Source organism: Micromonospora sp. IBHARD003, from assembly GCF_056106285.1.
The window spans coordinates 3,945,572-3,971,262 of sequence record NZ_JBWBBX010000001.1; the positions used below are offsets into that span (position 1 = coordinate 3,945,572).

The following is a 25,691-nucleotide window of genomic DNA, read 5'->3' on the forward strand; positions in this document are numbered from 1 at the left end:
CCGGCCCCTCCGCAGGGCGGTGCGCGCCGGCCCGCGCCGACCGCAGGCCTGAGGAGAGCGATGTCCGCACCCACACGGCACTCGGCCACCGCACCCAACCGACCGACCATCGAGGCCATATGAGCATCCAGTCGCTGACCGGGCCGGCCCGGTCACTGTTCCTGCCGCACCGCAAGGCCCTGATGCTCTTCGGGGCGTTCGTCGCGCTGTCCGCCGCCGGGCTGATCACATTGCGCGTCCTCGGACCGGAAGAGGCCTTCGGGCAGCTCTGCCGCATTCCCGGTACCGGGCTGCCGAACTGCCAGGACATCGCCCTGCTCTCCTGGGCCTCCGACTTCGGCTACGGGAGCTCGCTGAGCTCCGCCGCCACCGCGATCGCCTGGCTGCCCCTCCTGGTGGCCTTCTACGCCGGCGCGGTGCTGTTCGGCGGGGAGACGGAGAACGGCACGGCCGGTCTCACCTGGAGCCAGTCCGCCTTCACCCCGGCCAGCTGGCTCGCCACCAAACTCGCCGTGGCTGCCGCGGTGTTCACCGCGGGGACCGCCGTGCTCTCGCTGCTCTACCGCTGGGCCCGCGCCGGCGCGGCGGACACGCTTTTCGACGAGTGGTTCCACACCGACGTCTTCCTCGCGCTGGGCCCGTCGGTCCTCGCGTACGGGCTGCTCGCACTCGCGCTGGGCGCACTCGCGGGGCTGGCGCTGCGGCGCGCCCTGCCCGCCGGCGGTATCGCCCTCGCCGTCACCGGGATCCTGATGCTGGTCTTCGACGGCGTGCGGGACCGGCTGTGGCCGACGGAGAATCTGACCTGGAGGGGGTCGGAGGGCGGCATCGCCGACAGCGTCTGGCGGCAGAGCGCCGAGCTGGTGGTCGACGGCAGGAAGGTGCCGCAGTGCTACCCCGAATCCGCCGTTCCCGCGGGCTGCCACCCGGGAACCGGCATCCAGGACTGGTACGTCGTGGCCCACCCCACCTCGCACTTCTGGCCGATCCAGCTCGTCGAGACCGGAATCGTGCTGACGCTCGCCGCCGCCGTGACGTTCGCGGCCTTCCGGGCCCTGCGCCGGCTGCACGCCTGAAGTGACAGGGGCGCGGCCGCTGTGGCGGCCGCGCCCCTGACGACGCAGGGCCCAGGGATCTTCGCGGCCGGGCCCCTCGGACGGACCGGCCGAACCCCGGCCCTCGCGGTGCGCTCGCCCCGCGCGTACACTCCGGAGGCCCCGGCGCCGGGCCCGGCCGTCCCCGTTGTTTCGCCCCGCTGTTTCGCCCCGCGCTGCGGCACCCTGCTTGCCCAGGCGTCATGTTCTCGTTACCACCCATTCAGCCGCTCTTGCGACGCTCGGTGAATGCAGCCGCCCGACGTGCCAGCCCCGCGAGCGCAGCGACAGGGGGATCCCCCCGTGCGAAGCGTCGGGGGAGGGCGTCCCAGCATCTCCACGGCCCGCTCCGACGCGCCCGCTCACCCGTTTGCGCGGAAGAATGGGGTCATGAGCAAGCAGCCCGCAGAGGTACCGGTCCAGCACGCGCAGCCGTCCGTCGGTTCCATCGCCGCGCACCGCCCGCACACGGTCGCCGCCGTGGTCTCCGACCTGGAGCCCGACATCGATGCCGACCTCGATGTGTACGAGGCCGAGACGGAGGGCGAAGAGCTGCCCCAGGGCCGCTTCCTCGACCGTGAGCGCAGCTGGCTCGCCTTCAACGAGCGGGTGCTCGAGCTCGCCGAGGACCCGGCCACCCCGCTTCTGGAACGGGTCAACTTCCTCGCGATCTTCGCCTCGAACCTGGACGAGTTCTTCATGGTCCGGGTGGCGGGCCTGAAGCGGCGCATCGCGACCGGCGTCGCGACCCGCTCGGCCTCCGGCCTGCAGCCGCGCGAGGTCCTCGAGCTGATCTGGAACCGCTCCCGGGAGCTCATGGCACGGCACGCCGCCTGCTACCAGCAGGACATCGCCCCCGGCCTGGCCGATGAGGGCATCCATCTGATCCGCTGGCCCGAGCTCACGGACAAGGAACAGGCACGCCTCTTCACCCTGTTCCGCCAGCAGATCTTCCCGGTCCTCACCCCGCTGGCCGTCGACCCGGCCCACCCCTTCCCGTACATCTCGGGTCTCTCGCTCAACCTCGCCGTCGTCGTCCGCAACCCGGTCAGCGGCCATCGCCACTTCGCCCGGGTCAAGGTGCCGCCGCTGCTGTCCCGCTTCCTGGAGGCGTCCCCGCACCGGTACGTGCCCCTCGAGGACGTCATCGCGGCACACCTCGAAGAGCTGTTCCCCGGCATGGAGGTGCTCGCGCACCATATGTTCCGGGTGACCAGGAACGAGGACCTCGAAGTCGAGGAGGACGACGCCGAGAACCTCCTCCAGGCCCTGGAGAAGGAGCTCATGCGGCGCCGCTTCGGCCCGCCGGTGCGGCTCGAGGTCGAGGAGTCCATCGACCCGTACGTCCTGGACCTGCTGGTCCGCGAGCTGAAGATCTCCGAGTCCGAGGTCTACCCACTGCCCGGACCGCTCGACCTCACCGGGCTCTTCGGTATCGCCTCACAGGACCGGCCCGAGCTGAAGTACCCCAAGTTCATCGCCGGCACCCACCGTGACCTCGCCGAGGTCGAGTCGGCCTCGGCGCCCGACATCTTCGCGGCGCTGCGCGAGCGGGACGTGCTGCTGCACCACCCGTACGACTCCTTCTCGACCTCCGTCCAGGCCTTCCTGGAACAGGCCGCCGCCGACCCCGACGTCCTCGCGATCAAGCAGACCCTCTACCGGACGTCCGGTGACTCGCCGATCGTCGACGCCCTGATCGACGCCGCCGAGTCCGGCAAGCAGGTCCTCGTCCTCGTCGAGATCAAGGCCCGCTTCGACGAGCAGGCGAACATCAAGTGGGCGCGCAAGCTCGAGGAATCCGGCTGCCACGTCGTCTACGGACTCGTCGGTCTGAAGACCCACTGCAAGCTGTCGCTGGTCGTCCGCCAGGAAGGCGAGACCCTGCGGCGCTACTCGCACGTCGGCACCGGCAACTACCACCCGAAGACCGCCCGGCTCTACGAGGACCTCGGTCTGCTCACGGCCGACCCGCAGGTCGGCGCCGACCTGTCGGACCTGTTCAACCGGCTGTCCGGCTACTCGCGCCGCGAGACCTACCGCCGGCTGCTCGTCGCGCCGAAGTCGCTGCGCGACGGACTGGTCTCCCGGATCGGCAAGGAGATCACCCACCACCAGGCGGGCCGTCCCGCGTACGTCCGGATCAAGGTCAACTCGATGGTCGACGAAGCGATCATCGACTCCCTGTACCGGGCCTCGCAGGCCGGTGTCCCGGTCGACATCTGGGTGCGCGGCATCTGCGCCATACGCCCGGACGTCCCGGGGCTCTCCGAGAACATCCGCGTCCGCTCGATACTCGGCCGCTTCCTCGAACACTCCCGGATCTTCGCCTTCGGCAACGGCGGCGAGCCCGAGGTGTGGTTCGGCAGCGCCGACATGATGCACCGCAACCTCGACCGCCGTATCGAGGCCCTGGTCCGGGTGACCGACCCGGCCCACCGCGCGGCACTGAACCGGCTGCTGGAAACCGGTATGTCCGACTCCACGTCGTCCTGGCACCTCGGGCAGGACGGGGAGTGGACCCGGCACTCCACGGACGCGGACGGCCAGCCGCTGCGGAACGTACAGGAAATGCTCATCGATGCGCGGAGGCGCCGGCGTGCACAGCCCTGACCTTCCCCTGGCGCCGAGGGGGACCGGCGCCGACCAGGTCCTGACCGGGTATCTGCACGCCCAGGCCGCGGACTTCTTGCGCAGCCTGAGGGTGCACGGCGAGAGCGGCGCCGACACCGCGGGCGCCCAGGAAGCGGCCCGCTCCCTGCGGCGGGCCGCCCGCCGCATCGGCGGCGCCCTGGTCACCTACCGCCCGCTGCTCGAGCCCTCCTGGGCGGACCAGCTGCGCACGGAGCTCACCTGGCTGTCGGGCGTCCTCGCCGAGGAACACGCCTGCACCGACAGGCTGTCGCGGCTGCTGGATGCCCTGGCCCGCCTCTCGGGCGCCGCGCCGCTCCCGCCGGAGGGGACCGGACCACTCCCGCACGCCCGGACCGGCACGGAACCTTCGCCGATTCGAATCCCGTCCGGCGCCGCCGCGCAGGCATCCCCGGCAGCCGGAGCCGCACCCGGGTCCGGCGGCCCGGCGGCAGCGGCGCCGGGGGCCACGGCGCAGGCGGCGGCCGGCCGTGGCGCGCTCACCGTCGGCGCCGCACGGGCCGGGGCGCTTCTGGAGCGCCAGCTGACGCTCGGACGGACCCGGGCCCACTCCGCCGCTCTCCAGGCACTGGGATCATCCCGGTTCCATGCCGTCGCCGACGCCGTCGCGCTGCTCGCCTCCGAGGTTCCGCTCACGCCCGCGGCCGCCACGTCCGCCGAGGTGCTGGACCACCACGCCCGCACCGCCGAGCAGCAGCTGCTGGACGCCGTCGCCGTACTGCCGCTGACCCGTGCCTCGCACCCGTACAACGCCGAGGCACTGGTCCACGGCCTCGCGGGTGTCAGCGCCGACGAAGCTCAGGACGCGCCCTGGCACCAGGTGCGGCTGCTGCTGCGGCTGCACCGGTACGCCCGCGAGGTCAGCGCCCCCGTGCCGGACCCGCTGCTCGCGGTCGCGGGCCGGGCGCTCGACCGGCACCGGGATGCCGCGGAGGCGGCGTCGGCCGCCGCGGCTGCCGCCCGCACCCCCCGTATCGCCCCCGCGACGGCCTACGCCCTCGGGGTACTCCACGCAGACCAGCGCCATGAGGTCGAGGCCGCACGCTTCGCCTTCCACCAGGTCTGGCAGGAGGTGTCGCACGATCCCGCGGGCCCCCGGGACAGCCGGACGGTGGCCGCGCCGTGAGCGGCGGCGGAGGCACCACGAGCGGCAGCGCGCCGGGAGGCGGCGCCACGATCCGCGCGGCGGGGTGTGTGCTGTGGCGGCGCGCCCCGGGCACCGGCCGGGCGGGATCCGACGCCCCGGGCACGGGCCGGGCGTGCCCCGGTGGGCGCAACACGAGGGGCACGGCCCTCGGTCACGGCCCTGGCCCCGGCCCCCGTCAGAACATCGAGATCTGCCTGGTCCACCGGCCCCGCTACGACGACTGGTCGCATCCCAAGGGCAAGCTGAAGCGCTCGGAGGACCCGCTCGCCGGCGCCCTGCGCGAAGTACTCGAGGAGACCGGCCACCACTGTGTCCCCGGCCGACGCCTGCCCACCGTCCACTACCTGGTGAACGGCCGGCCCAAGGAGGTCAGCTACTGGGCCGCCGAGGCCGAGCTGCCCGGCCGCTTCGTCCCGGGCAAAGAAGTCGACCGGATCGTCTGGCTGCCACCCGACGCCGCACGCGAGTGGCTCACCCAGCCGCGGGACCGCCAGCTTCTGGACGCCCTCGTCTCAGCACATGGGATTTTCAGGACATCCAGCGCACATTGACCACCAGGGGATGTTTTACTCGGCGCCCGAACGGGCAATCCCGCCGCGGACGACACCAGGTACCACTCGCACAAACGCCGCTTACACGACCCCGGAACCCGCATGGAGGCCAGGAACTTCCCCGCCTGTCAGGGTTCACCTTCCGTTCACTCTCCTCCGTCGGCGGCTTCACCTGATCTGCCTAATTTCGGGCTTACAAGGTGACCGGCACAGCGCCGCACCACCACCCCGACGCGCGCCGCCGTACAACGTCAGACGAGACGACGTCCCCGACCGGCGCTCCTGGAAGGAACACCCGAAAAGTGAAGCTTCAGCGCAACAACGGGCTTCGCGCCACCGCGCTCGCTGCCCTTGCGGTCTCCGGCGCCCTGGTTCTCACGGCGTGCGGCTCGGACAACAATGCAGGCGGCTCCACCGGTGGCAGCGGCGACAAGTCCAAGGCCGCCTCCAACGTGAAGTGCGACGACGCCAAGGGCCAGCTGATGGCATCCGGCTCGAGCGCGCAGAAGAACGCCATGGACCTCTGGGTCAAGAACTACATGGCCGCGTGCACGGGCGTTCAGGTCAACTACAAGGCTTCGTCCTCCGGTGAGGGCATCGTCGCGTTCAACCAGGGCACCGTGGGCTTCGCCGGCTCCGACTCCGCGCTCAAGCCGGAGGAGGTCGCCGAGTCCAAGAAGGTCTGCACCGGCGGCACCGGCATCAACCTGCCGATGGTCGGCGGCCCGATCGCCATCGGTTACAACCTCCCCGGCGTGGACAGCCTCGTCCTGGACGCCCCGACCCTCGCCAAGATCTTCGACACGAAGATCAAGAAGTGGGACGACCCGGCGATCGCCAAGCTCAACCCGGGCGTCAAGCTCCCGAGCACCGCGATCCAGCCCTTCCACCGCTCCGAGGACTCCGGCACCACCCAGAACCTCGGCAAGTACCTGAGCAAGGCCGCTCCGGACGCCTGGAAGTACGAGCCCGAGAAGAAGTGGCCCGCCCCGGGCGGCCAGGCTGCCTCCGGCTCCTCCGGTGTCGCCGCCCAGGTCAAGGCCGTCGCCGGCGCCATCGGCTACTTCGAGCTGTCCTACGCCACCTCGCAGTCCATCCCGACCGTCGACATCAACACCGGCGCCGGCGCCCCGGTGAAGGCGACCCCGGAGAACGCCTCCAAGGCGATCGCCGCCGCCAAGATCGACGGCAAGGGCAAGGACCTCGCCCTGAAGCTGGACTACACCACCAAGGCCGAGGGTGCCTACCCGCTCGTCCTCGTCACCTACGAGATCGTCTGCGACAAGGGCAACAAGGCCGAGAGCCTCGGTGCGGTCAAGTCCTTCCTGACCTACACCGCGTCCGACGAGGGCCAGAAGCTGCTCTCCGAGGCGGGCTACGCCCCGATCCCGCAGGAGATCAACGCCAAGGTCCGCGAGACCGTCGCCGGTCTCCAGTAAGTCCCGCGTAACAACGGCAACGGCCGGCCCGGTGCACCCCACCGGGCCGGCCACCGCCGACACCATCCGGTGCACCGCCGCCAGGGGAACCGCAACCCGCGGATCCTTCCCCCACCCAGACCGGAAAGACCATGGCTTCCACGACACCCATAGAGACACCGCCGGCCAAACCGGCCGCCTCGCGCCGGGCCACCTCCACCGGCCGCGCGGGCGACAAGGTCTTCCTGGGCCTCTCCCGGGGCTCGGGCATTCTGCTGTTGGTGATCATGGCGTCCATCGCCGTGTTCCTCACCTACCGCGCCTCTCTCGCGATCTCCAAGGACGAAGGCAACTTCTTCACGACCTTCGACTGGAACCCCGCCGGCAAGCCGCCGGTCTTCGGCATCGCCGTCCTGCTCTTCGGCACGGTCGTCAGCTCGATCATCGCGATGGCCATCGCGGTCCCGATCGCTGTCGGCATCGCGCTGTTCATCTCCCACTACGCCCCGCGCAGGGTCGCCGCACCGCTCGCCTACGTGGTCGACCTGCTGGCCGCGGTGCCCTCGATCATCTACGGCATCTGGGGCGCCCTCTTCCTGGTCCCGTACCTGGAGGGCCTGAATCTCTGGCTCGACGAGTACCTCGGCTGGACGTACGTCTTCGAGAAGACCGAGATCGGCGTCCCGCGCTCGCTGTTCACCGTGGGCATCCTGCTGGCGATCATGGTCCTGCCGATCGTGACCAGCGTCAGCCGTGAGGTCTTCCTCCAGGTCCCGCGGATGAACGAGGAGGCCGCCCTGGCCCTCGGCGCCACCCGCTGGGAGGTCATCCGGATGTCGGTGCTGCCCTTCGGCCGCTCCGGCGTCATCTCCGCCTCGATGCTGGGCCTCGGCCGCGCCCTCGGCGAGACGATGGCCGTCGCGACCGTGCTGTCCCCGAGCTTCCTGATCTCGCTGCACATCCTGAACCCTGGCGGCGGAACGTTCGCCCAGAACATCGCCGCGAAGTTCGACGAGGCCAATGAATTCGGACGGGACGCCCTGATCGCCTCCGGTCTGGTCCTCTTCGTCCTCACCCTGCTGGTCAACGGCGCCGCACGCATGATCATCGCGCGCCGCAAGGAGTACTCGGGGGCGAACGCCTGATGAGCCACACCGCCATAAAGGACGCCCGTCCCTCCGCCTCCCCGCGCCGAGGCGGTCTCAGCCGCCGCGGACTCCCCCGCTGGTCCCAGCCCGCCTTCGCGGTCCTCGCGATCGCGCTCGGCGTCGGCATCGGCATGGCCGCCGACCTGGAGAGCCGGGTGCAGTGGGGCCTGATCGCCGCGCTGCTGTTCCTCACGATCTCGTACATCGCCACCTCGGTGGTCGAGAACACGCGCCAGGCCAAGGACCGGCTCGCCACCAGCATCGTCTGGGTCTGCTTCGTCCTCGCCGTGATCCCGCTGTTCTCGCTGATCTGGGTCACCGTCAGCCGCGGTATCAAGGCCCTGGACGCCTACTTCCTCAGCCACTCGATGGCCGGTGTCCCCGGCTTCGAGGCCGGCGGCGGTGTCTACCACGCCATCATCGGCACCCTGGAGCAGGTCGGCCTCGCCACCCTGATCGCCGTGCCGATCGGTCTGATGACCGCGGTCTACCTCGTCGAGTACGGCAAGGGCGCGCTCGCCAAGGCCGTCACCTTCTTCGTGGACGTCATGACGGGTATCCCGTCGATCGTCGCGGGTCTGTTCATCCTGTCGATCATGCTGCTGGCCGACCTGAAACCGTCCGGATTCATGGGCGCGCTCGCCCTGACCATCCTGATGATCCCGGTCGTGGTCCGCTCCACCGAGGAGATGCTCAAGCTCGTCCCCAACGAGCTGCGTGAAGCGTCGCTGGCCCTCGGCGTCCCGAAGTACCGCACGATCCTCAAGGTGGTCATCCCGACCGCGGTCGGCGGTATCACCACCGGTGTGATGCTCGCCATCGCCCGTATCGCCGGTGAGACCGCCCCGATCATGCTGCTCGTCTTCGGTAACCAGCTGATCAACAACAACCCGTTCGAAGGCGCCCAGTCCTCGCTCCCCTACTACATCTGGGAGCAGTACCGGGTCGGCAGCGAGGCGTCGTACGACCGCGCCTGGGCCGCCGCCCTCGTACTGATCGCCTTCGTCATGATCCTCAACCTGGTGGCCCGCGGCATCGCCCGCTGGAAGGCCCCGAAGACCGGCCGCTGACGCGGCGATGTGGAAGTGATTTCTATGGCCAAGCGAATTGACGTCAGCGGACTGTCCGCCTTCTACGGCTCCCACAAGGCGATCGAGGACATCTCGATGACCGTGGAGCCCCGCTCGGTGACGGCCTTCATCGGCCCGTCCGGCTGCGGCAAGTCCACGTTCCTGCGCACCCTGAACCGGATGCACGAGGTCACCCCCGGTGGCCGCGTCGAGGGCAAGGTGATGCTGGACGACGAGAACCTCTACGGCTCGAACGTCGACCCGGTCGCCGTGCGCCGCACGGTCGGCATGGTCTTCCAGCGCCCCAACCCGTTCCCGACCATGTCGATCTTCGACAACGTCGCGGCGGGCCTGCGGCTCAACGGCAAGTTCAACAAGCGCGAGCTCGGCGACGTCGTGGAGCGCTCGCTGAAGGGCGCGAACCTCTGGAACGAGGTCAAGGACCGCCTCAACAAGCCCGGCTCCGGCCTCTCCGGCGGTCAGCAGCAGCGTCTGTGCATCGCCAGGGCCATCGCGGTCGAGCCGGACGTCCTGCTGATGGACGAGCCCTGCTCCGCCCTGGACCCGATCTCGACCCTGGCGATCGAGGACCTGATCGGTGAGCTGAAGGAGCGCTTCACGATCGTCATCGTGACGCACAACATGCAGCAGGCGGCGCGCGTCTCGGACCGTACGGCCTTCTTCAACCTCGCCGCCGTCGGCCAGCCCGGCCGGCTGATCGAGATCGACGAGACCGAGCGGATCTTCTCCAACCCGTCGGTCCAGGCCACCGAGGACTACATCTCGGGCCGCTTCGGCTGATCCGGCCGGTCCTCCTCAGATCTGCCTCGCGGTGCTGCATGGCGGTGCCACCGCGAGGCGAACAGTCGGCCCCCTCTCACACGAGAGGGGGCCGACGTTTTGCGCGATGCATCGGGTGCCGGGTGGGCACCTGGCAGGGCCGGGTCTTACGGCGTGCCCGGTCTTCGACACGGGCACGCACCCCGGACCGCCCGGAAAGGCTCTAGCCGAAAGCCAGATTCACGATCCAGAAGCTGAACGCCGCCATGAGCGCCGCGGCCGGCATCGTGATGAACCAGCCCAGAACGATGTTCTTGGCGACCCCCCAGCGCACCGCGTTGATCCGCTTCGTCGCGCCGACGCCCATGATCGCGGACGTGATCACATGCGTCGTCGAGATCGGCGCATGGAAGAGGAACGCCGAGCCGAACATGATCGACGCTCCGGTGGTCTCCGCGGCGAACCCCTGCGGAGGATCAAGCTCGATGATCTTGCGGCCCAGCGTCCGCATGATGCGCCAGCCGCCCGCGTACGTGCCCAGCGAGAGCATGACGGCGCAGACGATCTTCACCCACGCCGGGATCGGATCGCCGAAGTCCTCGACATCGGCGATGACCAGGGCCATCACCACGACACCCATCGTCTTCTGCGCGTCCTGGAGACCGTGGCCGAGCGCCATACCTGCCGCCGAGACCGTCTGCGCTATGCGGAATCCGCGCTTGGCCTTCGCCGGGTTCGACCTGCGGAACATCCACATGATCGCGCACATCACCAGATAGCCCGCGAGCAGGCCGACCACCGGGGACACGAACATCGGGATGACGATCTTGTCCAGCACTCCGGACCAGATCACCTCCGTGCCACCGGCCAGCGCGGCACCGACCATGCCTCCGAAGAGCGCGTGCGAGGACGACGACGGCAGGCCGAAGTACCAGGTGACCAGGTTCCAGATGATCGCGCCGACCAGCGCCGCGAACAGGATGCCCATGCCCCGGGACCCCTGGGGCGTCTCGATCAGGCCCTCGCTCACGGTCTTGGCGACCCCGCTGCCGAGGAAGGCACCGGCGAGGTTCATCACCGCGGCCATCGCCAGCGCCGCCCGCGGGGTCAGCGCCCGTGTGGACACCGACGTCGCGATGGCGTTCGCGGAGTCGTGGAAGCCGTTCGTGTACGTGAAGAAGAGCGCGACCCCGATGGTCACGACCAGTGCAAAGGTCTCCACGAAGCCTCAGGACTCCTTGACCGCGATGGTCTCCACCGTGTTGGCCACGTGCTCGAAGGCGTCGGCGGCCTCCTCCAGGACATCCACGACCTGCTTCAGCTTGAGCACCTCGATGGCGTCGTACTTGCCGTTGAAGAGGTGCGCGAGGAGCTTGCGGTGGATCTGGTCCGCCTGGTTCTCGAGACGGTTGACCTCGATCCAGTACTCGGTGAGGTTGTCCATCGTCCGCAGGTGCGGCATGGCTTCCGCCGTCAGCTCCGCGGCCCGGGCCAGCACCTCGATCTGCTGCTCGACGCCCTTCGGCAGCTCCTCGATGTTGTAGAGGACGACCAGGTCGACGGCCTCCTCCATGAAGTCCATGATGTCGTCCAGCGACGACGCGAGGGAGTAGATGTCCTCACGGTCGAAGGGCGTGATGAACGAGGAGTTCAACTGGTGGAAGATCGCATGGGTAGCGTCGTCCCCGGCGTGCTCCGCTGCCCGCATCCGTTCCGCGATCTCGGCTCGGGCGGGACCATCCGCTCCGAGCAGTTCCATCAGGAGCTTCGAGCCCGTGACGATGTTGTCCGCGGACGCGGCGAACATGTCGTAGAAGCTCGTCTCCCTGGGGGTCAGACGAAATCGCACGTGGGGTCCTCGGGGTACTGGGTTGGGTCAGGCTGATGCTAAGCGCATCATCCGGCCACGGCTAACCGGCGTCCCCTCAGTGTCGCCCATCGGACACTGTGATCAGCACAGGGCCCTGCCACAGCCGGAAGGGATCGGTACCATATACCCACGAGGGGTATATCGGACAGGACAACGGGACCACGGGAGCACGCGATGACGACCACGGAAACGGCCGCGGAAACGGCCGCCCAGACGGCCGGCGGACTTCCGGTCACGGACCACGACCGCGGCACGCACGGCTACCACAAGCAGAAGGACGAGCACCTCAAGCGGCTGCGCCGGATCGAGGGCCAGATCCGCGGTCTGCAGCGGATGGTCGACGAGGACACCTACTGCATCGACATACTCACCCAGGTCTCCGCCTCCACGAAGGCTCTGCAGTCCTTCGCCCTCCAGCTGCTGGAGGAGCATCTGCGTCACTGTGTCGCCGATGCCGCGCTCAAGGGCGGGGACGAGATCGACGCGAAGGTCGAAGAGGCGACGAAGGCGATCGCCCGCATGATGCGGACCTGAGACCTCCGCACCTCCACCCCGGCCCGCCGCCGGGCCGGCCCGTGGCGTCGGTCACCGTGCGGAACCGTGATGTCAGCCACCGCGTAGGACTGCCGCACTGCTCACATTGAGGACCTCGTCGATACGGTCGGCGCTGAGCCGCTCCTCGTCGGCGTCCGACGCCGCGATCATCAACTCGCCGCACAGTTCGATCTCGGCGAGGGCCACGTGGTCCTGGGCTGTCGGGGTACTGGGCGGAGCCACGTGCTTTCACCTCTTCCAGCCGGTGTCGACTTCCTGCCTACTGCTGCGACGGGAACGGCTCGCCGGGAAGCGCGAAGCCTGCGGTGCACGGGCTCCCCAGACCAGTGGACGGCCGGGAGGATACATGCCCCCGGGCCCACAAGTGCCGAGCGGAGTCCGCAAGGCGTTGGGGCTCCCCCTGCTGGAGGCCCGGAGCCTGCGGGGCGTCACGAGCCGGTGAACCTTTCCGGTCACGGCCTAGCCTAGGGAGCGGGACACCCGACCCGCATGGCACGTCCGGACCATTTGGCGACCCACCCATTGCGGATCCCTCGGCCTGGGCCCTGTCCGGCCGCCGCATGAGGCGATCACAGCCGGGCCTGTCGCGCGTCAGACGCGGACCCGGCCCGTATAGAGGTCGCGGCGCGCGGGGAGCTCCACGACGACGGGCGTGCCGAAGGCATAGAGCAGGGTCGTCGAGGAGACGGCGACCGTGCGCCCCTGGTTCGTGAAGCTGAACTGATGGCGCACCTTGCGCAGCCGCCCCGCGTCGTCGAGATACGCGTCGAAGGGCACGGAGTCCTCCCCGAAACCCTTCGCCGCCGCGGTCAACGCGCCTTTGGCCAGGGGTGAGGCCGTCTTCGCGGCTTGGGCGATGTCGGTGGTGCCGCGGTAGTGGGCGACCTTGACACCGGCGAGCTCCACCCGGCCGACATAGGTGACCGTCCGCGCCGCCCGCAGCAGTTCGGCGGCCGCCGCCGGGTCGGTCGCCCCACCCGTGACCAGATTGCCGTCCTTGAGCGTATGGGTGTCGACCCGGACCCATTTGTCGGCGGGGACTCCGGCGCCACGGTCCTTCATGTACAGCGCGCCGGGTGCCAGCAGTTCGGTGATCGGGCGGTGCTCGTCGGCTCCCGACGGATCCTTGGGGAGCACGACCCGCAGTCGCCCCATACCGCGGCGGAAGTCGTAGGCGCCCTCGCCCCGGATCGTCACCCGGGTACCTCCGGCCGCCATCTCCATGGAGGTGCGCGCCTTCGACGTCCCGGACCGGGCGAGCACTTCGGCGGCGCTCCGCACGGCGGCGACGGGGTCGCCGGTGGGCCGGGCATCGGCCACGGCGTTCCCACCCCCGGAACATCCGGTGGTCGTGACCATCCCCATCCCTGCGCCCACCACGGCGGCGGCCGTGCACACCCCGCCCCTGAGCCTGTGCTGCACCACCATCGCCGACATCCCCTTCCTGGACCCTCCCGTCCCGGATAACGACGGCAACCGGTACGTCGTCACGGCACGTACGGTGGGGTGGTGGACGGCCAGCATGAGACGCGTACGACCGAGCGGGGTTCCTTCTGCCTCGCCCAGTGCAGCTGTGGGTGGCGCGGCCCGGCCCGGCGTTCCCGTGACCGCGCCCGCACGGACGCGCAGGAGCACGAGAGCCGTCCCGAGGCCGACCTGTAGGCGCGCGCCCGTTACACGCCGCTGTGACGCGCCCCAGTTAGGCGGCCTTGTTACGCGGCCTTGTTACGCGGCCAGGCCCTTCTCGCCCGTCTCCGGCCCCCGCCGAGGCTCCGCGAGGTCCAGGGTCTCGTGCTGTCCCTGCCCCGTCTCCCGCTCCCGCTCTCCGGCGGCGGCGCGCTTCGACCGTACGACCCACCCGGCCCGCCGGGAGCGTGCGACCGCCGACAGCAGCGGCGTCAGCAGTGCCAGCGCCGGAGGAGCGAGCAGCAGGGTGACCGCCGTACCGAGCGCGAACCCGCCGACCACGTCGGTCGGATAGTGGACCCCCAGGTACACCTGGGAGAACCCCTCCACCAGCGCCAGACCGATCGTGGCGAGCCCGAAGCTCCGGCGGGCCATGAACAGAGCTGCCCCGACGGCCATCACCACGGTCGTGTGATCGCTGACGAACGAGAAGCCTGCCGTGTCGCCCGCCAGGACCTCGATTCCCTGGTGGTCCAGGAACGGCCTCGGCCGTTCCACGAAGCCCCGGATGGGGACATTGACCAGCAAGGCGAGACCGGCTGCGAGGGGCGCCCAGACCAGCGCGGCCAGCGCCGAAACGGACTCCTGCCCGGTGCTCCGCCGCCGAACGCTCCACCAGCACCAGAGCACCACGAGGACCAGGGCGAGCATGATCCCGTACTCGCCCACGAACTCCATCACACGGTCGAACCAGGGCGGCGCCGATCGCGCCAGCCCGTTGATGTCATGGAGCAGACTGACGTCGGGGTTCGCCCCTTCACGTCCGAGTCCAGCCATCTGCTGCTGCACCCCTTGCCTGGCTTGTCGCGTCGATGTGGCGGAGGCGCCCGGTTGCGCACCGCTCCGCTCAAGGGAACGACACGTCCCGCGGGTCCGTTCCACTGTCTACGGAACGATCACCATGACGTTATCGAAGAGTGACACGTCGTCGCAGCTCAGGGCCCTGGCTTCACACTGAGTTCCGCTGCGCCGGTCCCACTCTGTGAGATCCGCTCGGCACCGACACCCCGTCAGCTCCCGTTTCCCGTCAGTTCCCGTCAGTTCCCGTCAGTTCCCGTCAGCGTCCAGGCCCGGACGTCGGGAGCGCCGCCGCGCCGTCCTTCGTGACCCTGGTCGCGCCGAAGTAGTCAGGCGTGTCGATCTTGTCGAACCGGATCACGGCCCCCGTGAACGGGGCGTTGATCATGTAGCCGCCGCCGACGTACAGCCCGACGTGCCGGATCGCCCGCGAGTTGGCCAGGTCGTCCGAGAAGAACACGAGGTCACCGGGGAGCAGTTCGTCGCGCGACGGATGCGGTCCCGCGTTGTACTGGTCGTTGGCGACCCGCGGCAGCTCGATCCCCACTTCCCGGTACGCGGCCTGGGTCAGCCCCGAACAGTCGAACCGCCCGCCCTGCTCCGGCGTTCCGTTCCCGCCCCACAGGTACGGCGTACCGAGCCTGCCCTGCGCGAAGCCGATCGCACCGGCCGCCTGCCGCGACGGCTCCAGCCGTCCGACCGGCTTGGCGAAGCTCGCCTCCAGGGTGCGGATGACCTTGACGTAGTTCTGGGTCTCCCGGATGCCGGGCACTCCGCCCGCCCTGATGACCCGGTCCGCCCCCGCGTTGTAGGCGGCCAGCATGTTGTCGGTCTGATCACCCGGCACGGACTTGACGTACCCCGCCAGTTCACAGTCGTACGAGGCGGCGGACGCGATCGCATCGGCCGGGTCCCAGATGTCCCGGTCCCCGTCCCCGTCCCCGTCGATGCCGTGGGCCGCCCACGTGCTGGGGATGAACTGCGCCATCCCACGGGCGTCGGCATGGCTGACCGCACGCGGGTCCCAGCCGCTCTCCTGGTACAACTGGGCCGCCAGCAAAGCGGGGTTGATGGCCGGGCAGTGGGTGCCCCACCGCTGCACCATCGACTGGTACATGGCCGGCACGGCGCCCTTGGCGAGCGCGACGGGCCGCCCGTTCCCACTCGCCCCCATCAGTCCGGCCGCCGCCGAGTACGTGCCGACGACGAGCAGCGCGACGAAGCTCAGACACAACCCGACACCGACACCGGTGGCCAACCAGACTTTGCGCACGCTTCAACCCTGCCTTATCGAACGGCCCCTGACACCCCATCCGGAGGCCGGTGGCCGACTACTTCACGACAAAGCCGGTACAGGCCACGCTCATGTAGTCCCTGACCCCCCGCACATGGAGCACCTGCACGGTCCAGGCGCCCGGGTCGTTGGCGAGGGTGATGGCCGCCTCGGTCCGGCGGGTGCCCGTGTTGTCGGTGGCGTGCGAGACGAAGTCGTCCGGGTAGGTGAGGGTCAGGTCCTTGCCGGCCTCGGCCAGGGGCCCGAGGTCGACGGGCTTGCTGGTGTAGCCGATGCTCAGGTTCTGCATCGGAAGGTCCTTGTAGGGCTTGCCGGTACGGGCGTCGATCTCGTGCGGCGGCTTCACGGCGACCGACACGTGGTACGGCAGCTGCTCGGTGTGGTACGGCTTCAGATACAGGTTCACCTCGACCTTCCCCCCGCCCACCGGTTTGGCGTCGCTCAGCAGGAACTGCGACCGCTCCTCGGGAGGCAGGTTGCAGGAACCGTCCCCCGTCTTCCCGCCCCCCGTCCAGTACTCCCGGGACGGGTTCTTCTGCTCGACGCGGTCGGGAGCGGCTCCCGCCGCGCCGGACCGGGCCGGCACGGGCGCCCCGCCCTGCGCCCGGTCCCCGCTCTTCGCGCCGTTCGCGCCCTTCCCGTTCTGCTGGTTCTGCAGCACCAGATAGCCGCCCACGACCCCGGACGCCACCAGCAGAGCCGCCCCGAGCATCACTGCCCGGCGACGACCGCCCCGACCGTGCGCCGTGGGCGGGGCCGTTGGCGCCGGCGGTATGTGCGTGGGCGCGTTCGCCACGCCGTACGTCGGCACATAGGTGGGCGTGTACCCCTCCGTCGCGTCCGCCGTACGGGCAACGGCGGCGGCCGGACCGGGAAGCTTCGGCTCCTCCCCCGCCGCCACCAGGGCCACGTACACCGGGTCGTCCACCAGCGCCGAGTCCACCCCGCAGCGGCGGATCACCTCGTCCGGAGCCGGACGGTCCGCCGGATCCTTGGCCACGCACGCCCGGATCAGCGCCGCCAGCCCGGAATCGACACCCGCCACGTCGATCTCCTCATGCACGGCGCGATAGCTCACTCCTGACGCCTCGCCATGTCCGAACGGCGGACGGGCCGTCGCCGCGAACGCCATGAGCGCCCCGAGCGCGAACACATCGGCCGCCGCGGTGACCTCGTTGCGCACCAGGACCTCGGGCGCCGTGAAGCCGGGGGTGCCGGGTGCGAGGCCGGTGGCCGTGAGCGCCGAGTCCGTCACGCCCTTCGCGATGCCGAAGTCGATGAGCTGCGGCCCCTGCTGGGAGAGGATCACGTTCTGCGGCTTGAGATCCCGGTGCGTCACTCCGTAGGCATGCACACTGGCCAGCGCCTCGGCCAGTGCGGCGAACAGGCGCCGCGCCGAGTCCGCGGGCAGCGTGCCCCGCTCCCGGACCGCACGGTCGAGGGTCGGACCCGTCACGTACTCGGTGGCGAGCCAGTACGGCGTCGTCTCCAGCGACGCGTCGATGAGATTCGCGGTGTACGCGCTGCGCACCGCCCGGACCGTCGCCGCCTCGCGGCGGAAGCGCGCCAGCGCCTCGGGATGGCCGACGATCTCGTCCTTGATCACCTTGATCGCGACCAGCCGGCCGCCGGGCGAACGCCCCAGGTACACCTGACCCATGCCCCCGGCGCCGAGCCGGGAGAGGAGGGTGTGCGTTCCTATCTGCGAAGGGTCCTGAGGTGTGAGCGCGTCCACCGGAGGACGATGTCACGGCGGACCGGGGAAGGACCCGGCCGTTGATCCACTTGTGATCAATACATCCAGGGCACATCCAGGGCCTCTCTGCGCGTACACCGGAAGCCGTCGGTGGCCGCGGTGAGCCACCGAGACCGGCAGTTGCCGCCCGGCACCTCTGGATCCACCCGGTTACCCGCAGGTAGCGTGGGCCGTACCAGCAGTCGCAGCGGAGAGGCGGCCCCCGTCATGACGGAACCCGAGGCGTTCTTCGAGCGGATCTCCGAGAGCCGTTTCGCGCCGACCGAGCACACCCGCGGCCCCTGGGACGCGCACTCCCAGCACGCCGGACCACCCGCCGCCCTGCTGGGGCGCGCCGTGGAGGAGCGGACCGGAGCGCGGACCGGCATGCGGCTCGCACGCATCACCTACGAGATCGTGCGACCAGTGCCGATACGGCCCCTGGAAGTGACCACGAACGTGCTGCGGGCCGGCCGCAACGTGGAAGTCGTCGAAGCCGCACTCGCCCCCGAGGGCGAGGCCCCGGTGATGCTGGCCCGCGCCCTGCGGGTCCGGACGCTGGAGGACCCCGGACCCGCCGTCACGGACGGGCCCCAGGTGGCCTCGCCGGCCGAGACGGCCGAAACCCCCTTCTTCGGCGTCCCCTGGGACATCGGCTACCACACCTCCATGGACACCCGCTTCACCGAAGGGGCCTTCCGCGAAACGGGCCCCGGCACCTGCTGGATGCGGATGAGGCTGCCCCTCGTCGCGGGGGAGGAGATCCGCCCCCTGGACCGGGTCCTCGTCGCGGCCGACTCCGGCAACGGCATCAGCAACGTCCTGGACTTCACCCGGCACGTCTTCGTCAACGCCGACCTGACGGTCCATCTGCACCGCCACCCGGTGGGCGAGTGGGTGTGCGTCGAGGCGCGTACGAGCGTGGATCCGGCCGGAATGGGGCTCGCCGACTCCCGGCTCCACGACGAGAAGGGTCCCATCGGACGCGGCGCCCAGACCCTGTTCGTGGCGCCCCGCTGAGCAGCACCGATCTCGGCCCGCCCGAAGCGGTTCCGTCACGTTGCGTTATCGAGCGACATCGCGACGCTGCGGCCGAACCGACCTCGGCAGGACGAATCCGGACGGCTGTCACCTCGTCAATATCTGCCCTGATGAGGTCATTGACGGAGCAACGTCTCCCCGCCGCCGTATCCCGGCCCCGCCGGACCCGAACCCCACCTGCGTGGTCTGAACCAGTCTCCCACTACCCTGTGTGACGCAGCCACGAGGCTGTGAACCACCCCTGCCGACGACCAACGGCGGGGCCGGCACCGCAGGAGAACACATGAGCAACACAGGAAACGTGGGGAACAAGGTCCGCCGAGCCGGCGACTCCGGGGGAACGGTTGCCGCGGTGACTGTCATCGCACTCATCGCCATAGCCGTGGCGCTGCTCGGCCTGATGGCCGTCCGCGCCTGAGCCGACGACCCGGCAGGGCGGTGACCGGCCGTCGGCCGCCGCCCTGCCACCGGCGCCCCACCCAGGCGCCCCGCCTCAACCTCGCCCCAACCCCGCACGACCCTCCACACGGGCATCCGGACGGGCTGTTTCCGGCCGAGATCGTGACGTGTCGACACGGACACGAGCCCGATCGGCCGTCCACTCCGTCAACCCCGCTCAACTCGTTCCCTCGGAAGGGACGTTGGGCTGACGCCCGCCTCCGCGGCCACACCCCCGCCCTGACCTCGCTATTTGCCGTCTTAAGTGCCCAAACGACAGTCATTGCCCGAAGTCACCCCCCGTGATACACAGAGTGACCATACGGGTGCTCGCACGGAACCGGCCCGGTGCCACCGCAGGTCACAGCGACCGGTTCGGTCAAGCGTGCGGGGATCGGGTAAAGAGACCAGCCAAGTCGGCGCACAAGACCGGTTTCATCAGCGAAGATAGAACGTGGCCCATGCCGAATGGCAGGGGCGTCGAACTACCCGACAGGGGCGGTGAGTTACATGATCCTGGCAGCCGAGAAGGGTGACATCACCACCATCATCGGTGGTATCGCCCCGAACTGGGGCCCTTTCGGAAGCCTCGGGAACGAAGCCCGCGTGATGATCGAGGTCGTGATGGCGGTCGCCATCCTGCTCTGCCTGGGCATCGCGGTCTGGGGGGCGGCCAAACAGCGCATCGGCGCGACGGCCCTCCGCGACACCTTCAGCGCCGAGCAGGGCAAGGGCCTGATCGTCGCAGGGCTCACCGGCGTCTTCATCATCGGATCGCTGGGAACGCTCTTCACCATCGTCTACGGGATGGCCGTCTGACGTCCCCACACCCGATCCGGCCGACTCCCCCGACTCATCCGATTCCGACTCCTCCTGTTCCGACGACTCCGGCTCCGACGACTGCGGCTCCGACTCCGGCTCCGACTCCGACTCCGACTCCGACGAGCATCCGATTCCCCGTTCCCACGACTCCCGCGGCTCCATCCACCTTCCACACCACCCGCCCGTCGCACCCACCGGCAGAGGTTGCGTCCCCCTGATGTCCAGTCATCACACCGCGCCCGCGCGGACACCAGCACGGCTACCGTCGTACTACGGGACCGGCTGCCCGGGCCGTGCCGAGGGCCCCGGCACCGGGTACGGCAGCCCTGCCCACCGGCACCGCGGCCAGGGGTACGGACACGGAAGACAGGGGCACGGCGGGGACACGTACGACGACGGCAGGGCAGCACCGCAGACGGCTGAGGGGGCGGACGCGGCATGAACTTCGACGACGGGCACGACGAGTTCGACGCAGACGTGGGAGGCGTCGGCCAGACCCGCACCCGCCTCCCGGAACCCGCCGCGGTCACCGATGTGTACGGGGGCGCCCGCCGCCCCGTCCGCAACTCCCGCTCTCTCGTCACCGCGACCGGTGTGGCCGTCCTGCTGATCGCCGCGATCGCGTTCGCCAACCGCGGCAACGGCTCCGACTCCGGCCGCGCCGACGCAGAGCGGGACCGCGCCGCCTCCCCCACCGCGGCCACCGGAGTACGCCCCGTGACCGGCAAGAACGGCGACATCCCCAAGGGCTACACCCGCGACGAGCAGGGAGCACAGAGCGCCGCGTCCAACTACGCGGTCGCACTCGGCTCCACCGGCATGTTCCAGCGCGACAACCGGCACCGGATCCTGGACGCGGTCTACACCCCCGAGGCAGCCGGCCGGATCAAGGGCCCGCAGGACACCGCGTACTCCGCCGACTTCCTCGCGAAACTCGGCCTGGATGCCAACGGCAACCCCCCGCAGGGCAGGACCTTCGTCTCCCGGACGATCCCCGTGGGCACCAGGGTGGACTCCTTCTCCGGAAGCAAAGCCAAGATCTCCGTCTGGTACACCGGCCTCGTCGGCATGTCGGGCGAGGGCTCGAAGGACCCCGTGCGCACCACATGGCGGACATGGACCGCCGACCTGCGCTGGAGCGACAACGACTGGAAGATCGTCAGCGACTCCGAGAAGGAGGGACCGGCCCCGGTACCCGGTGACAACACCGCATCCGGCTCCGAGGAGATCAGCAAGGCGGTCCAGGAGTTCGGAGGGTTCACCTATGCCCGGTAGCCCGCGCACCCACTCCCGCACCGCCCGCGTCCTCGCCGTACTGACGGGAATCCAGACCACCGCCGTCCTCTTCGCCACCCGGGCAGCCGCCGCCCCCAGCCCGTCACCCAGCCCCAGCCCCAGCCCCTCGGGCAACGGCTCGGAGGCCTGCCGCTATCTGTACGGCCACGCCAAGCGCTACTGCGAACAAGGCGAGTCCGCGGGCAGGTCCGGCGGGGCACCCGACGTCACCGCCCCGCTCGACCCCCTCGCCTCACTCGCACGCGGCTGCGCCGACGCGGCCGGCTCGATCATCGACGCCCTCTCGGGGGCCGTGAAGTCCACCGCGCAGGTGGACTTCACCAACGGCACCTTCCTCGCCCAGTACGCCATCGTCTTCGCCGCCTCCACCTTCCTCACGCTCCTGCTGTGGCTGCTGGCCGTCGCCAAACGAGCCATCCGCGGCGTCCCGCTGGCGACCGCCATGTCCGAGGCGATCGGATTCCTCTGGCTCACGGTCATCGCCTCCGCGTTCACCCCGCTCATCCTCTACACACTCGTCTCCGCGACCGACGCCGTCACCGATGTCATCGCCAAGGCCACCGGCGGCCAGACGGACGTCTTCTTCGGCAGCTTCAAACAGGCGCTCCAGAAGGGCGACGACATCGGCGGCGGGCCGATCATGCTGATCATCGTGTCGCTCGTGACGGTGCTCGCCGCCGGAGTGCTCTACCTCGAGCTGTTCATCCGTGCCGTACTGCTCTACGTCGGCGCGCTCCTCGGCGTCGTCGTGTACTCCGGGCTCGTCGACAAGAACCTCTGGGGACACGTACGCCGCTGGGCCGGGATCATGATCGCGGTGATCCTCGTCAAACCGGTCGTCATCATCGTGCTCGGCCTCGCCGGCGCACTGTCGGGCGACGACGGGCCGAACGCCTTCTCCGCGGTCGTCACCGGCCTCGCGATCATCCTGCTCGCGATCTTCGCCTCGGCGATGATCTACCGCTTCGTACCGGGATTCGGGGACGAGATCGCCGCCTCCCGCAACAACCGCATCCAGAACAGCGCGGAGAACAAGGCCGCCGCCGTCATCAGCTCCCCCGCCGCCCTCGTGTCGCAGGGGATCAAGACCCACAGCAGCCGCAACCACCAGGGCGACTCGTCCGGGAACACACCGCGCCCCGCGAGCCCGGTCGCCGGCGGGGTGGCCGCCCACAGCGCCCGTGGAACCGGTGGCGGCGGCGCCACCGGCCCCACCGCCGCACCCGCACCGCGTAGCGGCGGCAGCGGCACCCCGCACAGCCACCGCAAGAGCACAGGCACCGGAAACACAGGAGGTGGAGGGCGTTGACGACGCAGTCACAGCCCATCGCGCCCCGCCGTACGTATCTCATCGGCCGGGCCCGGCCCAACGCGATCGTCGGCAAGAACCGCGAGACCGGCGAGATCGCCCTGATCATCGTCGGCGCGTTCCTCGGCATGATGAGCGGACTGCTGGTCCCCGTCCTGTCCCTGCGGATCGTGCTGCTCACCGGCTTCCCGCTACTCGCTCTGGCCGCCGTGTACGTCCCGTACAAGCAGCGCACCTTCTACCGCTGGTTCGAGATCAACCGCAGCTACAAGCGCACCCTGCGCAGCGGCACCGTCTACCGCTCCGGCGCCATGGAGTCCGGCACCCGGATCGACGGCCGGGAGATCGAGGTCGGACCCCCGCCCGGCATCGGCAGGATCAACTGGCTCGCCGCGCCCTTCGGCCCGGACGAGATGGCCGTTCTGCTGCACGCCGACCGCCGCACCGTCACCGCGGCGATCGAGATCGAGGGCCCCGGCGTGGGCCTGCGCGACAGCGAGGACCAGGAAGCCCTGGTGGACCGTTTCGGCACCCTGCTGAAGCATGTGGCCAACGGCGACGGTTTCGTGACCCGCCTCCAGATGCTCGCCCGGACCCTGCCCGCCGACCCCGACGCCCACGCCAAGGACGTCACCCAGCGCGGCGACACGACCGCACCGGCCTGGCTCCGCGACTCCTACGACCAGCTCCAGTCCATGGTGTCCACGTCCAGCGAGCAGCACCGCGCCTATCTCGTCGCCTGCATGCACTTCAGCCGCGAACTGGCCGCCGAGGCCGACGCCATGGCCCGCGCCGCCCGCCAGGCCGCCGGTACCAAGAAGCTCGACAAGGACGCCGGTCTCGCCGTCGTCATGGCCCGGGAGCTCACCGACATCTGCGCCCGCCTCGCCGAGGCCGACATCCGCGTCCGCCAACCGCTCGGCCAGGCCCGCCTCGCCTCCCTCGTGCACTCCATGTACGACCCGGACCACCCCATCGACCACATCCAGGCGATGACGAAACGCAACGCCTGGCCCGCCGAACTCGACGCCGTGGAACCGACCTACCTCCAGGCCAAGACCCGCGAGTCGTCCACCCGCGCCCCCTGGTGCCATGCCACCGCCTGGGTCAAGGAGTGGCCGATGACTCCCGTCGGCGTGAACTTCCTCGCCCCGCTGCTCGTCCACACCCCGGACGTGATCCGCACCGTCGCGGTCTGCATGGACCTCGAGCCCACCGAGGTCGCCATCGAACGGATGCTGACCGAGAAGACCAACGACGAGGCCGAAGCCAGCCGCGCGGCCAAGATGAACCGCACCGTCGACCCGCGTGACGTCGCCGCCCACAGCAGGCTCGACCAGCGGGGTGAAGATCTCGCCAGCGGCGCGGCAGGGGTCAATCTCGTCGGGTACATCACTGTGTCGTCGCGCACGCCCGAGGCCCTCGCCAGGGACAAGCGCACGATCAGAGCCTCGGCGGGCAAGTCGTATCTCAAGCTGGAGTGGTGCGACCGCGAGCACCACCGGGCCTTTGTGAACACGCTGCCGTTCGCGACCGGCATCCGCCGATAGGGGCCCTGATCCGATGCGAGATCCGCTCTCCGTCCTGACCGAGTCCTTCACCTCGTTCCTCTTCGGAAAGGTCGAGACGACCCGGCTTCCCGTACGCACCTCGACGGGCCAGGCCCAGGCCGTCTATCTGCCGACCGCGGCGCCAGGACTCGGCGACTCGGGCGTGATCATCGGCCGCGAGGTCTACAGCGGCAAGGGCTATATCTACGACCCCTTCCAGCTGTACGGACAGCAGTTGCCCGCCCCGCACTGGCTCGTCCTCGGCGAGTCCGGAAACGGCAAGTCGGCGCTCGAGAAGACCTACGTACTGCGCCAGCTGCGCTTCCGCGACCGCCAGGTGGTCGTCCTCGACGCCCAAGGCGAGGACGGCGTCGGCGAGTGGAACCTCATCGCCGAGGAACTGGGCATCACCCCCATCCGGCTCGACCCGATGGCCGCGCTGGACAGCGGTATCCGGCTCAACCCGCTCGACCCCTCGATCACCACCACGGGCCAGCTCGCCCTCCTCCGTACCATCATCGAAGTCGCGATGGGCCACGGCCTCGACGAGCGGTCGGGCTTCGCCCTCAAGGTCGCGCACGCCTACGTCAACGAGACCATCACCAACCGCCAGCCCGTCCTGACCGACATCGTCGAGCAACTGCGCCACCCCGAACCGGAGTCGGCCGAGGCGATGAACGTCGCCATAGACGACGTACGGGCCTGGGGCCTGGACGTCGCCCTGGTCCTGGACCGGCTCGTCGACGGTGACCTCCGGGGCATGTTCGACGGGCCGACCACGGTCGGGATCGACCTCGACGCGCCGCTGATCGTCTTCGACCTCTCCCATATCGACCGCAACTCGATCGCCATGCCGATCCTGATGGCGATCGTGGGCGTCTGGCTGGAGCACACCTGGATCAGGCCCGACCGGAAGAAGCGGATCTTCCTGGTCGAAGAGGCCTGGCACATCATCAACAGCCCCTTCGTCGCCCAGCTCTTCCAGCGGCTGCTGAAGTTCGGGCGCCGGCTCGGCCTGTCCTTCGTCGCCGTCGTCCACCACCTCAGCGACGTGGTCGACGGCGCGGCGGCACGGGAGGCCGCAGCGATCCTCAAGATGGCCTCCACCAGAACGATCTACGCGCAGAAGGCGGACGAGGCACGGGCGACGGGCCGGGTCCTGGGCCTCCCCCGATGGGCGGTGGAGATCATCCCCACCCTCACCCCCGGAATCGCGGTGTGGGACGTCAACGGCAATGTCCAGGTCGTCAAACACCTGGTCACGGAAGCGGAGCGACCACTGGTCTACACGGACCGGGCCATGACGGAATCCTCGGCGCGCGACGACGTACCGGAGGACGTCCGGGCGGCCGAGTGGGAGACGGAGCAACGCGCGGCCTTCATCGAGCAGCAGCAACAGCGCCTCAGCGAGTCCTCCGAGTCAACGGTGGCCTGACA

The 25,691-nt window shown here is 69.8% G+C and carries 24 protein-coding genes; 17 read left to right on the forward strand and 7 right to left on the reverse strand.

Features of this window, described 5'->3' with window-relative positions; translation table 11 throughout:
• The first annotated feature begins 119 nt into the window (after positions 1–119).
• The 8 genes from ACTWOL_RS17535 (at position 120) to pstB (ending at position 9,881) form a co-directional block, all read left to right on the forward strand.
• Positions 120–1,076: a hypothetical protein gene (locus tag ACTWOL_RS17535; RefSeq protein WP_474297673.1), complete on the forward strand. Its 957-nt coding sequence runs from the start codon at positions 120–122 to the stop codon at positions 1,074–1,076.
• A gap of 267 nt (positions 1,077–1,343) precedes the next feature.
• Entirely contained in the window at positions 1,344–3,707 is a 2,364-nt protein-coding gene (locus tag ACTWOL_RS17540) for an RNA degradosome polyphosphate kinase (RefSeq protein WP_474297674.1), read from the forward strand.
• Positions 3,694–4,872 (forward strand): CHAD domain-containing protein, encoded by a 1,179-nt coding sequence (locus ACTWOL_RS17545; protein ID WP_474297675.1) that lies wholly within the window; start codon positions 3,694–3,696, stop codon positions 4,870–4,872. Before ACTWOL_RS17540 ends, ACTWOL_RS17545 begins: the two co-directional genes overlap by 14 nt.
• Positions 4,869–5,444, forward strand: coding sequence for an NUDIX hydrolase (locus ACTWOL_RS17550; protein ID WP_474297676.1), 576 nt, complete (start codon positions 4,869–4,871; stop codon positions 5,442–5,444). The genes ACTWOL_RS17545 and ACTWOL_RS17550 overlap by 4 nt, the downstream gene beginning before the upstream one ends.
• A gap of 302 nt (positions 5,445–5,746) precedes the next feature.
• Entirely contained in the window at positions 5,747–6,883 is a 1,137-nt protein-coding gene (pstS, locus tag ACTWOL_RS17555; RefSeq protein WP_474297677.1) for a phosphate ABC transporter substrate-binding protein PstS, read from the forward strand.
• Positions 6,884–7,014: 131 nt separating this feature from the next.
• Positions 7,015–8,007, forward strand: coding sequence for a phosphate ABC transporter permease subunit PstC (pstC, locus tag ACTWOL_RS17560; protein WP_474297678.1), 993 nt, complete (start codon positions 7,015–7,017; stop codon positions 8,005–8,007).
• Positions 8,007–9,080 carry a phosphate ABC transporter permease PstA gene (pstA, locus tag ACTWOL_RS17565; RefSeq protein WP_474297679.1) on the forward strand — a complete coding sequence of 358 codons (1,074 nt, stop codon included), beginning with the start codon at positions 8,007–8,009 and terminating at the stop codon, positions 9,078–9,080. The genes pstC and pstA overlap by 1 nt, the downstream gene beginning before the upstream one ends.
• Before the next feature lie 24 nt (positions 9,081–9,104).
• Entirely contained in the window at positions 9,105–9,881 is a 777-nt protein-coding gene (pstB, locus tag ACTWOL_RS17570) for a phosphate ABC transporter ATP-binding protein PstB (protein WP_474297680.1), read from the forward strand.
• 202 nt (positions 9,882–10,083) lie between these two features.
• Here the strand turns inward: pstB and ACTWOL_RS17575 are convergent, their stop codons facing one another.
• Both ACTWOL_RS17575 and ACTWOL_RS17580 read right to left on the reverse strand, forming a co-directional pair.
• Positions 10,084–11,082: an inorganic phosphate transporter gene (locus ACTWOL_RS17575; RefSeq protein ID WP_474297681.1), complete on the reverse strand. Its 999-nt coding sequence runs from the start codon at positions 11,080–11,082 to the stop codon at positions 10,084–10,086.
• Positions 11,083–11,088: 6 nt separating this feature from the next.
• On the reverse strand, positions 11,089–11,709 hold the full coding sequence (locus tag ACTWOL_RS17580) for a DUF47 domain-containing protein (protein WP_474297682.1): 621 nt from the start codon (positions 11,707–11,709) through the stop codon (positions 11,089–11,091).
• A gap of 195 nt (positions 11,710–11,904) precedes the next feature.
• Between ACTWOL_RS17580 and ACTWOL_RS17585 the strand changes: the two genes are divergently transcribed.
• The gene (locus ACTWOL_RS17585; protein WP_474297683.1) at positions 11,905–12,264 is read left to right on the forward strand and encodes a metal-sensitive transcriptional regulator; all 360 of its coding nucleotides are present in this window, start codon (positions 11,905–11,907) and stop codon (positions 12,262–12,264) included.
• 72 nt (positions 12,265–12,336) lie between these two features.
• Here ACTWOL_RS17585 and ACTWOL_RS17590 read toward each other — a convergent pair whose 3' ends face one another.
• Together ACTWOL_RS17590 and ACTWOL_RS17595 are read right to left on the reverse strand one after the other, a co-directional pair.
• Complete coding sequence (locus tag ACTWOL_RS17590; RefSeq protein WP_474297684.1) at positions 12,337–12,507, reverse strand: hypothetical protein; 171 nt, start codon at positions 12,505–12,507, stop codon at positions 12,337–12,339.
• A gap of 369 nt (positions 12,508–12,876) precedes the next feature.
• Positions 12,877–13,713 carry an SCO4651 family lipoprotein gene (locus tag ACTWOL_RS17595; protein ID WP_474297685.1) on the reverse strand — a complete coding sequence of 279 codons (837 nt, stop codon included), beginning with the start codon at positions 13,711–13,713 and terminating at the stop codon, positions 12,877–12,879.
• Between the two features lie 81 nt (positions 13,714–13,794).
• On the opposite strand from ACTWOL_RS17595, the gene ACTWOL_RS17600 reads away from it, so the two are divergent.
• On the forward strand, positions 13,795–13,947 hold the full coding sequence (locus ACTWOL_RS17600) for a hypothetical protein (protein ID WP_474297686.1): 153 nt from the start codon (positions 13,795–13,797) through the stop codon (positions 13,945–13,947).
• 63 nt (positions 13,948–14,010) lie between these two features.
• Here ACTWOL_RS17600 and ACTWOL_RS17605 read toward each other — a convergent pair whose 3' ends face one another.
• From ACTWOL_RS17605 to ACTWOL_RS17615, 3 genes are all read right to left on the reverse strand, one after another.
• On the reverse strand, positions 14,011–14,748 hold the full coding sequence (locus ACTWOL_RS17605) for a phosphatase PAP2 family protein (RefSeq protein ID WP_474297687.1): 738 nt from the start codon (positions 14,746–14,748) through the stop codon (positions 14,011–14,013).
• Between the two features lie 280 nt (positions 14,749–15,028).
• Positions 15,029–16,042, reverse strand: a complete 1,014-nt coding sequence (locus tag ACTWOL_RS17610; protein ID WP_474297688.1) for a C40 family peptidase — start codon at positions 16,040–16,042, stop codon at positions 15,029–15,031.
• 58 nt (positions 16,043–16,100) lie between these two features.
• A complete protein-coding gene (locus ACTWOL_RS17615; protein ID WP_474297689.1) occupies positions 16,101–17,798 on the reverse strand; it encodes a serine/threonine-protein kinase in 1,698 nt (565 codons plus the stop codon).
• 228 nt (positions 17,799–18,026) lie between these two features.
• Between ACTWOL_RS17615 and ACTWOL_RS17620 the strand changes: the two genes are divergently transcribed.
• The 7 genes from ACTWOL_RS17620 (at position 18,027) to ACTWOL_RS17650 (ending at position 25,689) form a co-directional block, all read left to right on the forward strand.
• Positions 18,027–18,818: a thioesterase family protein gene (locus ACTWOL_RS17620; RefSeq protein ID WP_474297690.1), complete on the forward strand. Its 792-nt coding sequence runs from the start codon at positions 18,027–18,029 to the stop codon at positions 18,816–18,818.
• A 304-nt stretch (positions 18,819–19,122) separates the two neighbouring features.
• Positions 19,123–19,257, forward strand: a complete 135-nt coding sequence (locus ACTWOL_RS17625; protein WP_474297691.1) for a hypothetical protein — start codon at positions 19,123–19,125, stop codon at positions 19,255–19,257.
• 530 nt (positions 19,258–19,787) lie between these two features.
• Entirely contained in the window at positions 19,788–20,096 is a 309-nt protein-coding gene (locus ACTWOL_RS17630; protein WP_474297692.1) for a hypothetical protein, read from the forward strand.
• A 441-nt stretch (positions 20,097–20,537) separates the two neighbouring features.
• Positions 20,538–21,374 (forward strand): DUF8175 domain-containg protein, encoded by an 837-nt coding sequence (locus tag ACTWOL_RS17635; RefSeq protein WP_474297693.1) that lies wholly within the window; start codon positions 20,538–20,540, stop codon positions 21,372–21,374.
• Positions 21,364–22,704 (forward strand): hypothetical protein, encoded by a 1,341-nt coding sequence (locus tag ACTWOL_RS17640; protein ID WP_474297694.1) that lies wholly within the window; start codon positions 21,364–21,366, stop codon positions 22,702–22,704. The genes ACTWOL_RS17635 and ACTWOL_RS17640 overlap by 11 nt, the downstream gene beginning before the upstream one ends.
• On the forward strand, positions 22,701–24,254 hold the full coding sequence (locus tag ACTWOL_RS17645) for an SCO6880 family protein (RefSeq protein WP_474297695.1): 1,554 nt from the start codon (positions 22,701–22,703) through the stop codon (positions 24,252–24,254). Before ACTWOL_RS17640 ends, ACTWOL_RS17645 begins: the two co-directional genes overlap by 4 nt.
• A 13-nt stretch (positions 24,255–24,267) precedes the next feature.
• Positions 24,268–25,689, forward strand: coding sequence for an ATP-binding protein (locus tag ACTWOL_RS17650; protein ID WP_474297696.1), 1,422 nt, complete (start codon positions 24,268–24,270; stop codon positions 25,687–25,689).
• The last annotated feature ends 2 nt before the right edge of the window (positions 25,690–25,691 follow it).

What these genes read in the sequence shown, in the direction of transcription:
- ACTWOL_RS17535 (WP_474297673.1), top strand. Translation starts at nt 120, where the DNA reads ATGAGCATCCAGTCGCTGACCGGGCCGGCCCGGTCACTGTTCCTGCCG.
- ACTWOL_RS17540 (WP_474297674.1), top strand. Translation starts at nt 1,344, where the DNA reads ATGCAGCCGCCCGACGTGCCAGCCCCGCGAGCGCAGCGACAGGGGGAT.
- pstC (WP_474297678.1), top strand. Translation starts at nt 7,015, where the DNA reads ATGGCTTCCACGACACCCATAGAGACACCGCCGGCCAAACCGGCCGCC.
- pstA (WP_474297679.1), top strand. Translation starts at nt 8,007, where the DNA reads ATGAGCCACACCGCCATAAAGGACGCCCGTCCCTCCGCCTCCCCGCGC.
- pstB (WP_474297680.1), top strand. Translation starts at nt 9,105, where the DNA reads ATGGCCAAGCGAATTGACGTCAGCGGACTGTCCGCCTTCTACGGCTCC.
- ACTWOL_RS17585 (WP_474297683.1), top strand. Translation starts at nt 11,905, where the DNA reads ATGACGACCACGGAAACGGCCGCGGAAACGGCCGCCCAGACGGCCGGC.
- ACTWOL_RS17595 (WP_474297685.1), bottom strand. Translation starts at nt 13,713, where the DNA reads ATGGTGGTGCAGCACAGGCTCAGGGGCGGGGTGTGCACGGCCGCCGCC.
- ACTWOL_RS17605 (WP_474297687.1), bottom strand. Translation starts at nt 14,748, where the DNA reads ATGGCTGGACTCGGACGTGAAGGGGCGAACCCCGACGTCAGTCTGCTC.
- ACTWOL_RS17620 (WP_474297690.1), top strand. Translation starts at nt 18,027, where the DNA reads ATGACGGAACCCGAGGCGTTCTTCGAGCGGATCTCCGAGAGCCGTTTC.
- ACTWOL_RS17625 (WP_474297691.1), top strand. Translation starts at nt 19,123, where the DNA reads ATGAGCAACACAGGAAACGTGGGGAACAAGGTCCGCCGAGCCGGCGAC.
- ACTWOL_RS17630 (WP_474297692.1), top strand. Translation starts at nt 19,788, where the DNA reads ATGATCCTGGCAGCCGAGAAGGGTGACATCACCACCATCATCGGTGGT.
- ACTWOL_RS17635 (WP_474297693.1), top strand. Translation starts at nt 20,538, where the DNA reads ATGAACTTCGACGACGGGCACGACGAGTTCGACGCAGACGTGGGAGGC.
- ACTWOL_RS17640 (WP_474297694.1), top strand. Translation starts at nt 21,364, where the DNA reads ATGCCCGGTAGCCCGCGCACCCACTCCCGCACCGCCCGCGTCCTCGCC.
- ACTWOL_RS17650 (WP_474297696.1), top strand. Translation starts at nt 24,268, where the DNA reads ATGCGAGATCCGCTCTCCGTCCTGACCGAGTCCTTCACCTCGTTCCTC.